The sequence below is a fragment of the Butyrivibrio sp. NC2002 genome (genome assembly GCF_000702265.1).
In the GTDB taxonomy this organism is placed as follows: Bacteria; Bacillota; Clostridia; order Lachnospirales; family Lachnospiraceae; genus Butyrivibrio.
Genome location: NZ_KL370881.1, coordinates 294,457 through 306,717, shown reverse-complemented (window position 1 = coordinate 306,717; position 12,261 = coordinate 294,457). Strand labels below are relative to the sequence as shown.

The following is a 12,261-nucleotide window of genomic DNA, read 5'->3' as shown; positions in this document are numbered from 1 at the left end:
AATCGTATTTATACGATTCCTCTTGCGCCAGCCGCACGCTGCATAGCAGCAATTTCCACTGTGCGGCTGTGTGCATAAAACATCAGCCTCTGAAATCTATCTTTGTTCCTACCATCTGCTCAGCCTGAGTCATAACTTTTCCGGATGCATTATTGTATGAGTATGTCTGCACCTTAGAGAGAAGTTCATCCATGGAATCTGCTTCGAATGTTACATATTCCTCATCATCTTTAATCCTGGAATCATCTTTATCAGTATCTTCCTTTTCAGCTTTTTTATCCCTGGCTTTTTGAATACGTTCCTCCTGCGCCTTCTTTTCCGCTTTCTTCTTCTCCTGAAGTTTCTGAGCCTTCTTCTCTGCTGCTTTCTTTTCAGTACGCTTTTTCTGAAGATCTGAAGATTTATTTACAGTGGCAAAGAAACTCTCCTTACCATTAGAATCAACACTCATCCCAAAATTCTTAACACTTGCGCCGCTGCTGGCAAGCCCCATCTTAGCCTCTGACATCTTTGTCTGTGCCATGGCAATGATTCCCTCATATTTTTTGCGATATGATTCATCCGTTGCCATCCGCTCAAGCTTCTCTTCATCTATAAGGACTACCATTTTATTGGCATTGCCATAGGAGGCAGCGTTCTGCTGGACCTGTGCTTTCATATCCTTGCTGACAGCAATGAACTCCATATTATGATATTTTGATTTCAGCGAATTATAGTAGTCCTTTGCCTTATCGGAAAGCTGCACATCTCCAATAGTCATCCCATATTCAGTTTTTCTGGGCACAAGTGAACTCGTGGTATCTATCGGACTCCACGCTTTTGTTTCTACTTTAGCCTGCTGAGAATTTTTTGCTGAACCAGCCTGATCTGCCCTACCTGTATCAGGAGTCTTAGACACTCCCGATTTCTCGTTATAGACACTCTGATTTATCTGCTGATATGCAGAAATGCCATTAATTCCTGTCATACTGATCTACCTCCTTGTAAAAAAAGACGACATCCATTTCATTCATATATATCTAAAAAAGCATAGTAAGACACTTATCCATTTCTTATATATTTTTTATCGTCTTATCTACTGCCTTAATGTACCCTTAAAATATTAAAAAAATATAAAGTTCTTTGTACCCTTATTGTTGTACGAAAAAAGGCATTTAGAAAACAAATCCTGAAGGTCTTCCATATTACTGTAATACTAGCCTATGAATCACAGATCATCTGTTTTTCCACCTGGCATCCAATCCAGTGTATTTGCTGATAGCGAGAGATTCTTTCCGCAACCAAGTAATCCTATACTAAGACTCAATATAGTTATTGCAGACAATAACTTTTTCATTTAATAATTCCCCATCTTTATTCTTTATGACTTTTGTCTTTTAAAGTCTCCCAATAAATATTACCACTCATATATCCAAAAGTCTCTTCATCACAGCATTTCCCGACGCTCAATAGCTTCCTCAGTCAATTGTTTCTGATAATCCCTTTTCTTGTAGTATTCCTCAAGCTGCTTCTTTTGTCTGGCAGCTCTTTGTGCTCTCCTCTGCGCGTTAGTATTATTATTGTTTCTCTGTCGATTCTGAGTACTCTGATTTCTTATCTGTTCCATCAACTGGTCTAGCTTTTCTTCATCCGATAATAGCTCAGCCTCGCGTCCTTTTATAGCCATATCCACATGCTGAATAGTCCCTGCTCCCCCGTTCTCTTTTAGGAACATGCCTGTTTTCCGGATCTTTCCGTCAAGAACCTGATCTGCACCATCCATTCTGAATTCTGTTTCTTCTGCTCCAAGGAAAATCGCTCCAACACCAGCATCCTTAAGACTCTTTAACTCATCGCCGTTTTCAGTCTTGTACCACACTTTGAGCTGATCAAAAACCTCATCATTTTCATCGATCCAACCATTTCCGTCTATGTCATATTCTGCAAGATCCTTGAAACCATCACCACTTTTCACTCCAAAAAGCTCATTTCCATCGTTAATCTTGCCATCTCCATTTTTATCCAGTGCCAGAAATCCGCTTCCTTCACCAAGCGTAGAAATCTCGTCCTCTTTTCCATCTGCATCCAGATCAAATTGGAACTTCCTATCACTAAGGCCCGCTGTGTCAGCTCCGGTATTTATTATAAGAGGATCAAACAGTGCATCTAAAGGGGATGCCATCGGAACAAAAACTTCTGACACTTTGCATCTTTCCATAGAGGTGTTCATATCAACATCAATACTTCTGCCATCTGATGTTTTGATTGTTCCACTAACTTCATAGGTTGTCGTTTCCGTCTCAGTTGTTTTATCAACAAGACCGACAAAGCCCATATTGCTGCCTTTTCCAGTTTGGCCGTACTGTTTATCATAATACCTTGAAGCTGCACTGTTTATTTCACTCTGATCAATTCGCATATATATTTCCTCCAGATACTTCCGAGACACAAAAAGCGCCTTAGTTCATATTAGATCCCTCGAACCAAAGCGCTTTCCGTAGCTTTAATCTATGTAGTTTTTCCTTTGCTATTTCAAGTATCGTCCATGAAATGAGGCAATTAAATAGGATTGTAACGAACGGACAGTTTAATGTAATGAATAGTCATTTTTCTTTTGACTGCAGCATTACCGTAACGATAAAAATATTATTTTCAGTCTCAACTTTGACTCCGCCAAGATATTTTTCTGCAATGTTATTTACACTTTTTAGCCCAATACCATGCTGCCCGGTATCTGTTTTTTCCTTTTTCCTGCTAACTATCGAGCTATCTTTGTCCCGTATAACAGTTCCATCATAGGAATTTTCTGCTTTTATCAGATAAAAGTTATCTTTTGAAGTCCCGTATAGCTTAATAAATCGTTCTTTTTCCGATACCAATGCCACCGCTTCCAATGCATTATCTAAAAGGTTATTGAGTACAATAGCCATATTCATAGCACTGATACTCTTATCCTCAGGGTAAGAGAACTCACACTCAAAGGTACATCCCTGCTTTTCTGCCTGAGTTGCAGCTTCATTTATTACAACATCAGTGACCGGATTACCTGTAGAATATTTCACCCCACTGGCATTCAGCTCTATATCCATTTCACTTAAAAAATCACTTGCATCCTGATAGCGGTTATTCTCGATAAAACTCTTTAAAATCATCAGTTTCCCTGCCATATCATGACGCAGAGTCCTGATCTGATCATGATGCTTTTCAGTAATTTCTATCTTTTTTCTCAGAAACTCCTGCTCCTGCACCTGTTCCTGAAGCAAAAGATCTTCTTCCTTTAATCGCCTATACCGCTGCCAGGTTGCTATGGCTGATAATTCACCTATAAATATAAGCACTGCAAGAATTGGCAGGGTGTATCTTAGGCTTCTCTTTTCGTCCAGCAAAACAAATACTTCCTTTTGTAGCGGAACGACCATGACATCTACGATCATGTATGAGATAAAATAAGATACCGCAGAGTAGATTGAAAGATAGACTGCTTCCGTCCAGGTCATATCATACTGTTCTGGACAAATCCTTTTTATTAATAAAAATTCTACCTCCACCATAACAGTCATAAATAATACTTGAGCCATCATCAGCAAAAACATCCTGAGCCACAGTTCTTCTATCGCTCCCTCCAGCGAATAGTCTATACTTCCTATGACTTTGTCTGTTACTGAATTAGAAGCTGCTGTATTGATCAAATGCCAGACATAATATATGTTCTGCCAGAGAAAAAACACAAAAAGCATATGTGGCATTGCCTTTTTGTCATAAAAATAGAATATGGCAATGATTGTCAGAACACTTATTATGGTAAATAGCCCTTTTACAGGGAAGGGAAGAGAATACAGACATAATGCTTCTATCGTAATTACTGCTGATAACACAATCCTTTTTACCCTGTTCAAAACCTCTTTTTTTATAAACAGGCGAATGAAATAATACAAAAATATGCCTCGTATCAGTATTATTGATACTCCATAAAATTCTTCTATTATCCTAATTTTCACTTCTGACATATACACCAAGTACCTCGTCACAAAATATGATCCATATATGCTTTAACAAAATCTGCATATTTATATTTGGAAATAATAATAGAATCTCCGCTGTCCATAATGGCTTCTGTCCTTGTGTACCCTCTGATATGGTTCAAATTCACAAGATATCCTCTATGTATTCTGAAGAACTCTTTTCCTAGTTCATCTTCAAATTCTGACATTCTTTTATACACTTCATAGTTTTTGCCTTTGAGATGTACAGTAGTTTTCCGGCCATTACTTTCTACATATAAAATATCCTTGATGGCTATCTGTATTGTTATTCCACCTGTCTGGATTGTTGTGTACTGTTCCCCTGCATCCTCTTCATATGTAGCTTCACATATCATCTGGGCATCCATTTTTTTCAGTTCTTCCACTGCTCTTCGAAGTTCAGACTCAAATGCGGCCTTAGATATTGGTTTAAGAAGATAACCATATGCCCTTACACCAAAAGCATCTCCCATTCTGTCTGGAATACCTGTGACAAATATGATAAGTGGTCTTGAAGCCCTGATACTTCGACCACTTTCTTCTATTCTTTCCCCCAGAGCTTTGGCTGCCTCAATTCCATCAGTACCACCCATAGCTATATCAAGAAAAAGCACATCTATTTTGGATCCTGAATCTATGTCCTTTATGAGGCCTTCAGCTGATGAATACTCCTTTATTTCTGCGTTATACACACTTCCGGAAAGCCATCCATGTAGTAGTTCTCTTATTTCTTTTTCATCATCACAGATTGCAAAACACATTTTTCCCATAAGATGTGAACCCACTTTCTGTTTTGTTGGCAATTACATCCATATCATTCAAAACTAACAATCATAACGCCGCTAACTACTAAGTTATCTCTATAAACATAACAAAAAGCTTAGCATGATTTTTCATGTAAGCTTTTTGTATTCCAACTATATTTTAATCATAACATTATGCCGGCACTCTCTATAGGTCAATGTTATGAATGGTCAGTTTTATGTCATGAGTGGACATTACTCCTTCTTATCCCATATGCAGATCCTCCCATAGATTATTGCTCAGTAGCATTTGCTGTAGTAGCTGCAGTCTCCTCTTCCTTCGACTTATAATAATCATCAAAAAGCTTGTTTGCTGCCTTCAATGTTTCATTGCATATGGATGGAAGTTCTCTCCCCCATGCACCTGTAGCCAGATTGAATCCCTTTTCCATAGCCTTCTGCATCTTTTTCATTTTCTCTACATCATCGCCTGCAAGAGCTGATGCAAAGTCAAAAAGTCTCTGAGAAGTCTGCTTTACACCATAATATCCATCTTCAGAAATATCCTTTTGTGCCTGAGCTTTAGCCTGTGCATCTACCTTGAAATTGCCACCGGATAGTCTTTTCCAAAAGCTGTCATCTGTTGCCTTTCCAAAAGCTGAAACCTGACCTTCCAATGTTTTCCTGACAATTTCCAGAAGCTTGTTTCTCTGATCCTCTTCAGCCTGTTTCATCTGCTGAACTATTGCTGCTCTGTCTGCAGGTGACTTCTTATTTATGCTATATAACCCTGCATCCTTTTCAGTCGTCTTCTCGTAAACTGCCGCAGATTCTTTATTCTCGCTTGCTACTTCCTGAACACTGTCAGTTTTCTTTCCGTTTTCAGAACTATAGTTTTCTGTGTTCATGACTGAATAATCAGTACTCTGAATGTTTCCTACTAATCCTGTACTCATAACAAATACCTCCTTTATTAACATCTGTTAATCATCTAGTTATAAAAAAGCTATATTTCTGCATCAACCATGCCACCTACTTCTGTCATTCCAGAGTCCTGTACCATCACGGGCATCTCATCTCCGCCAAGTGATAGTGATACACCATTATCAAAACCTGATGAAACTGAAGATTTTCCCAGGTTTTCTTTTTCTGCCTGAAGTCTTTGAAACATTGCCTTTAGATATTTTAAGTCAGCCTTCATGATATCCCTTGCTTCATCAGATCTGTGTTTAGCCTTTAGCTGTTCAAGATCCTGTGGCTCCATGGCTCCTGAAAGTGCCTCAGCCATCTCATCTAGCTCCTGATCTAGCTGAGCCGTTTCCTCAGCCTCTTCATACATCTCCTCAGCAGACATTTCCAGCTTTTCCATAAGAGCTTCGAACTCTTCCTGTTCAAGTTCCCTTATTTCCTCATCCGACTGAACTTTTTCTAAAGGATTTTCCTGCTCAGAAGGCAATTCTTCGTCCATGTTCTGCTCAGCAGTTTCTTCCATTTTCAGGTTCTTCTTTTTCTTCTCACAGGCACGTTGAACCATTTCCGCATGCAGGATTGCCCTCAGAATCTCTTCATCATCGTATTCTCCGGTTTTCAGCTTCTTCTGAAGGTTCCCGATTTTCATCCTGATCCCGATTGAAACCTGAGCAGCTTTTGCGGAAGTCTTGGCACTTAATACCTGTGCTGAAACCTGCTTGAAGCTATACATAACAGGTCTCTTCTTTTTAGAGCTGTTACTCGTTTTCCTTGGCCTGGACATAGAGATAGTCCCTACATGGTTACCATTAAGGTCATATAAACGCTTTGAGTAATACTCTGTATTTCCTCTGATCTGTAGTTCATATCCATACATAGTTATCGCCTTCTCCACTTCGTTCCGCATACAGTCTTACCAAGCTCACAAGTTCGCTAAGTGCGACTAGCATCCTTGCTTCGCTACGCATAATAATTTTTCATAACCACATTATCATCCAGTTCCATACGTCTATATCATCATGGTTCTCTATTCTGAACACTCCGTCCTTAACGTCAGATGCCGAAAATTCTCCCCAGCCTCCTCCACCGCCAACTCCGGGTATTTTATAATATCCCCCGACAAATACAAATAGAGGCTGTTCTTCTATCTCAGCATCAGGATATGCTTCCTTTAAAGCTTCTCCATCAATATATATGTAATCCCCATCGTACCCTGTAACTACCTTTTCTTCTGTATCTTGCACAACCGTATCCATCTTTGTCATGCTGTAAATGCCACTTATATCCAACGGGTTATTACGCTTGTACGAAAAGCATTTTATTCCAAGGATTGAAGCTATAAGTGCCATTATGAAAAGGACACCACCGGCTAAAACCACTTTTCTGTTATAGCCATTCCTCTCAAGTATCCTGTGAATCCTTTTATTTAACGCCTTATAATTATCATCCCATGCAAAAAGGAACCCTTCTTCGCACTTCATGTTTTTTCGGGACAACATGATTTCCCTGGCATTTGCCAGAAGTGATTCACCATAATCAAAAGGATCAATCCCATTCATTTGCATAGTCACAGCATCACAAACATCTTCAAGATCCCTTTTTATGTACTTTGCAGCAATATGAAGAAAAACATTAGGCCACAAAAGACACCGCACCATATCATATCCGGCAATTATCCAAAGCTGTCCCAGTTTAATGTGAGTTTCTTCATGCTTTATAACTATAAGAGCATTCTGCACGTCAAGCTTTTCCGGAATAACTATTATAGGATGGATACAACCTATGCAGAAAGGGGAAATAGTACCCGGATATTTTCTAATTTCATTATCAAAGCCGCAGGTCGTGGCTTTATCCAGCCCCTTCACAAATTTATTTAGTCGCCTTCTTCTGTATATAAAATATGTCGCAAATATGAATATTCCAACTATATAGATAATTGAAACGATCCTGTGTGCACATAGCAGATTCCATCTGCCCAATGTATACCACCCGGCTTTGGTTTCGAAAATAAGCTTAAGTTTTCCGCAAAATAAACAAAGGATCAATAGTCCCCAAGAAGCAGCCTTCGCAAATACTCTATCTGCTAAGACAGTCTTTCTAAGGAACATAATGATCCCCAAAACCAGTACTGATATAAGCGCACAGAAACCTAAAATGATCGAATAATAAACGACCAAAAATTCAAAAAACTGTGATAAATTTGTAAAGAATTGCTGCAGTCCTTGCATAACATACCTCTGCTCATCCGTGAGCTACTTATTCTTCTTTGCATTCTTTATAATGTTTTCAAGTTCCTTTATCTGATCTTCAGTAAGTGACTCTGCCTCCAGAAAAGCAAAAGCCGCACCTAGTTTATTTCCTCCAAAATAATTATTGGCAAAATCTATGCTCTTTTCACGTCTGCATTCTTCCTTTGTCTTTATGGGAAGATAATGATAAACTCTGCTATCTTTTTCATCTACTGTATATGAAATAAGATTCTTCTTGCACAGCCTGTTGATAAGAACTCTCACCATTCGCTGCGACATTTTGTCCTGTCCGGGAAGTCTCTCACATATCTCTACAGAAGTAAGGTCTCTTCCAGCATCCCAAAGTGTCTCCATTATCAGCCATTCACTCTCACTAGGAAGCATTTCTTCTCTTTTCATGAAAACCTCCTCAAAATGCCACATAATCCGATATGTTACCTTTTCATAATAACATATCGGATAATGTGTGTTAATAATTAATAGCTGTTAATGATTTTTTTGGATTTTTTATTTTTTCGACTCAAGTCTTTACATCAATAACAATAACTATGCCGTACGCCCTTTATTTATGATTATTATAGCCATTCAATTGATATTTTTTATTATCAAAATGATCATTGCTCTTTAAAATTCAATATCTCATCAAACACATCTTTGTCAGCATATATCTTTGATTCGTTTCCCGCAGTAACAATTGCAGCGTCTGACAGAACCTCTTCTAAGCATGCACCAGCTTCATCCTTCATGGAAAGTGAAGCATTCTTTATATCATTGGTCGTTTCAACTATTTTCTCTTCATCGCCTCCCATTACATTTCGGTTTATTGCTCGTATTACGTCATTCCAAATGCCACTATTTCCTGTGGCATGTCCATAGGCGATCAGAATATAACCCTTTAATTCATCCTCAGTTAACTGCGCATCATTTATGTAATCGGAGATATTTTTCATAACATCAATTGACTTTTTAACGTTAGGATCCGAATATGCGTAAGCCACAGCAACACCACTGGTTTCGGCAGAGTAGGTTCCGGCACTATATGCACCTAACTGGAATCTTATGGTTGGAATAACATACTTATCATTAGCTGCATAAATAAATGGAATATACGATCCTTTAAAATTCTCTTTATCTCTGTAAGCAGCGATAAGATATGAATAATTCTGAGATGACTCAATATATATCCCGGTACTTTTTGCAAAAACAGGAAGCTCGTAGAGTACATCTGTATTTGTTTTTGTATCCAAAAGAGAAAGCTTTTCGGCAGCTATTTCTTTAATCTTTTCGCAATCATCTGCAGAAGCTGCTATTCCAAATATAAGATTCGTTTTTGTATAAGCTTTCTTTCTGGCATTGTCAAATTTCTCTGTAAGCTCTTTTATATATTTTTCATCACTATCAATTCCGCTGACCGCATCCAGCATATAATAATACAAATCCTGTCCGCTCACATCCATGTTTAATCCGAAGTCACCCGAATTAAGTGCTCCGGATGCAGCCATGGCATAACTTGATGCAAGATTATTGCCATCACCTCTGCCTAAATCATATAGTTCTGCATCTCTTCTGATAACATAGGAAATGTCATCCGTATCGTTTAAATCAGTCTCGGTCAATAGATTTAAAACCATATCAAGGCTCTGCTCGAAATCCTCAGTCAGACTCTCCCAAATTACTGTCATAATTGGCCTTCCGGGATCATCCTCCGTTTTTCCCGAATATGTTAGACTTGTGAAAAATCCCTGAAGATAACGGCTTCCCAATATATCCATATCATTCTTGTCATATTTAGATGTATTTACTTCGCACAAAATATTGGTATATGCGACAAGATCCATTATCTCATCCCTAGTCATACCGCTTAGATCAAAGTAAAGCTTATATACACCCGCTCCTTCTGTATCCACGTCGCCGCTGATCATAGTTATATCTTCTATCTTCTCTTTTTCGAGGGGAATTACCTTTGCATCTTCAAGAGAAGCCGGATCAATCAAAAAATCCGTATTTGGTATTTCTTCTTCATTCCACTTATTAAAATCTTCCGTATCCTTGATAATCTGATTTATCTCTTCATCAGACATATTGTTTTTCATGTCTGTCAGATAATTTGTAAGCTTTTCTTCGTACTCTTCACCTGTTCCAGGCTCAGGTATATGCGCTATAAGAACGCTTCTTCTTGGATTAAGTTCAGAAGCCGCAAGATCTTTAAAAATGGTTTGCGAAGAATCATTACTTATTTCGTCAAATACTCTCTCGTAAGCCTCGTATAAGTCTGACTTTTTTTCCACTGCCCAATACTGCGCAATTGTTGCTGATAAATCAACTCCCACGTTGCGATCATTTCTGATAAATACTGTTCCAATCTCTTCCGATGACAATACAGCTTCCAATAGTTCCTGTGACACACCATTTTTAGCCACATCACTCAGCGTATATTCTGCAATATCCTTTAATGTTTGCATCTGATCTTCGTTTGCATATTCCATTTTAAAAAGAAGAAATGGCTTGGGGGATTCTGTCATGCAGCTTACTTCCACAGGGTTCTGTATTCCATCCTCTATAAGCTTTTGCCCTAATACTGATGATTGCCTGTTCAAAACATCACAAAGAAGATTCCATTTTAAAAGAGTCTCCTGATCTGTCCCCTGAAGGTCAATGGCATAAGTTATAACTCCGTTATTTTCTACCGTATCTCCCTCAAATGCGCAGATAGGCATCACCCTTTCAATATACCCCTCCGCTGTCAGGGGATCATCATATTTGCTAAGATTTGTTCCGTTTACTTCATACTTGGACAGATATTCCCTATCAAGAAATTCCAAAAACATATCTATATCCAGGTCGCCGTACAACATAATTAAACTATTATCAAAATGATAGCATCTGTCATAAGTCGCCAGTGTATTCTCATACGTCAGATCCTCGTAGTGGTACTCTGCTCTTCCTAAATAGTTGGAAGCATACTCACCGGGGTAAAGCTCATCCAAAAGGTTTGCCATCCAGTTTTCATCATTATCTGTCAAAAAACCATAATCTTCAGCATAAACTGTACCATTGATACCTATTTCTTCCTCCGGACTATTAAGCTCAAATCTTATTGCTTCTCTCTTGAAAAAGTTTTCATCCTTCAAAATATCCGGTGCTACCATGCAGCTCATATAGACATCCGCCATTTTAAGAAGCTGATGCTGATCAAGGCTCGCTACCGGGTATAATGTAGTTTGCGGATAAGTAAATGCATTAACAAAAGTCGAATAGGATTTATTTGACAGATCAAAAAATATATCTTTTGCCGGATATTTTTCAGAAGATGCTATTATAGCATGCTCAAAAACATGATTTGTGTCTGTTTCATCGACATACGGAGTCTTATAAGCTATTGTAAATGAGCATTCAGGATCCTCATTTTTTATATAAAGAAGATCAGCCCCGCTTTTTTCATGCCTAAATCTATACATATCAGAGTTAAGTAGTTTACTTTGAGTTATTTCGCCCAGCAAAAAACCATGATAAATATTCCCTTCTGAAAAAACGTCATCTTCCGACTCTTTTTGCTGTGCAGTTTCAGCCTGCTCTTCTTCAGAGGATGAAGCATCATCTGATGTTTTGGCATCTTTTTCTTTTGCTTCCTGTATTTGTACTTGTTCTTCCGATTCCTGATTCTGATCAGTACCGATATTACTTGCACATCCGGCAAGCATTGTGCACACTATTAAAATCGCAATTATTTTTTTCTTCATTCAATCACCCTTCCTCATATCTTTTTTCAACCACGCAGTTCTCTTTCAAAACACGCACCTAAGAGTTATGCTTTTCTGAAGAAAAACAGTAATCTATAACCGATTATAAATAGCATCTATTCCCTATAACATTAAGAAATCATAAAAAAAGAGGGAATTTTACAGAAAAAACACCTACTATAAGCTATATTTCCGCATTTGAGCGCAATAAAAAAGCTGTCTTATAAGGTTCCGGTATCACGATATGATCACAATGGGTGCCGCAGAAAGAAACGTATTCATCCGTGCTCATCTCACGCTTGCCGTAAAAATCATGCGTAATAAAATCATCATTCACGATTTGGAAATTCTGGAACCGGTCATATTTTTCCCTCATCTTTGCATAGAGATGCTCCCCAAGCTCTATGGCATGATAGTCGCATCCTGTCTGAAGGATCGGTTCTGTAGCCTGCCCTGTACCGGGTCCAATCTCCAAAACGCTTTTTTGCGGTCCGATCCCGGCATAACGTAGCGAATATTGACCACATAACCCCCCAGGGGGCTTGAAAGCTTGATTGTT

10 protein-coding genes are annotated in these 12,261 nt (G+C 38.5%); all 10 read right to left on the bottom strand.

Going from position 1 to position 12,261, the window contains the following annotated elements; translation table 11 throughout:
- Positions 1 to 82: 82 nt before the first annotated feature.
- Positions 83 to 967, bottom strand: coding sequence for a DUF6033 family protein (locus tag T543_RS12275; protein WP_044931934.1), 885 nt, complete (start codon positions 965 to 967; stop codon positions 83 to 85).
- A 459-nt stretch (positions 968 to 1,426) separates the two neighbouring features.
- A complete protein-coding gene (locus T543_RS12270) occupies positions 1,427 to 2,398 on the bottom strand; it encodes a hypothetical protein (RefSeq protein WP_051638764.1) in 972 nt (323 codons plus the stop codon).
- Between the two features lie 184 nt (positions 2,399 to 2,582).
- Positions 2,583 to 3,986 carry a sensor histidine kinase gene (locus T543_RS15400; RefSeq protein ID WP_051638763.1) on the bottom strand — a complete coding sequence of 468 codons (1,404 nt, stop codon included), beginning with the start codon at positions 3,984 to 3,986 and terminating at the stop codon, positions 2,583 to 2,585.
- A 17-nt stretch (positions 3,987 to 4,003) separates the two neighbouring features.
- Positions 4,004 to 4,771, bottom strand: a complete 768-nt coding sequence (locus tag T543_RS12260; RefSeq protein ID WP_051638762.1) for a LytR/AlgR family response regulator transcription factor — start codon at positions 4,769 to 4,771, stop codon at positions 4,004 to 4,006.
- A gap of 266 nt (positions 4,772 to 5,037) precedes the next feature.
- On the bottom strand, positions 5,038 to 5,700 hold the full coding sequence (locus T543_RS12255) for a hypothetical protein (protein WP_035768914.1): 663 nt from the start codon (positions 5,698 to 5,700) through the stop codon (positions 5,038 to 5,040).
- A 50-nt stretch (positions 5,701 to 5,750) separates the two neighbouring features.
- Complete coding sequence (locus tag T543_RS12250; RefSeq protein WP_035768912.1) at positions 5,751 to 6,590, bottom strand: hypothetical protein; 840 nt, start codon at positions 6,588 to 6,590, stop codon at positions 5,751 to 5,753.
- Between the two features lie 100 nt (positions 6,591 to 6,690).
- The gene (locus T543_RS12245) at positions 6,691 to 7,941 is read right to left on the bottom strand and encodes a M56 family metallopeptidase (RefSeq protein WP_081830065.1); all 1,251 of its coding nucleotides are present in this window, start codon (positions 7,939 to 7,941) and stop codon (positions 6,691 to 6,693) included.
- Positions 7,942 to 7,965: 24 nt separating this feature from the next.
- On the bottom strand, positions 7,966 to 8,361 hold the full coding sequence (locus T543_RS12240) for a BlaI/MecI/CopY family transcriptional regulator (protein ID WP_035768901.1): 396 nt from the start codon (positions 8,359 to 8,361) through the stop codon (positions 7,966 to 7,968).
- A gap of 215 nt (positions 8,362 to 8,576) precedes the next feature.
- Positions 8,577 to 11,702, bottom strand: a complete 3,126-nt coding sequence (locus tag T543_RS12235; protein ID WP_035768899.1) for an insulinase family protein — start codon at positions 11,700 to 11,702, stop codon at positions 8,577 to 8,579.
- Between the two features lie 184 nt (positions 11,703 to 11,886).
- On the bottom strand, positions 11,887 to 12,198 hold the full coding sequence (locus tag T543_RS12230) for an rRNA adenine N-6-methyltransferase family protein (protein ID WP_081830064.1): 312 nt from the start codon (positions 12,196 to 12,198) through the stop codon (positions 11,887 to 11,889).
- Positions 12,199 to 12,261: the final 63 nt, after the last annotated feature.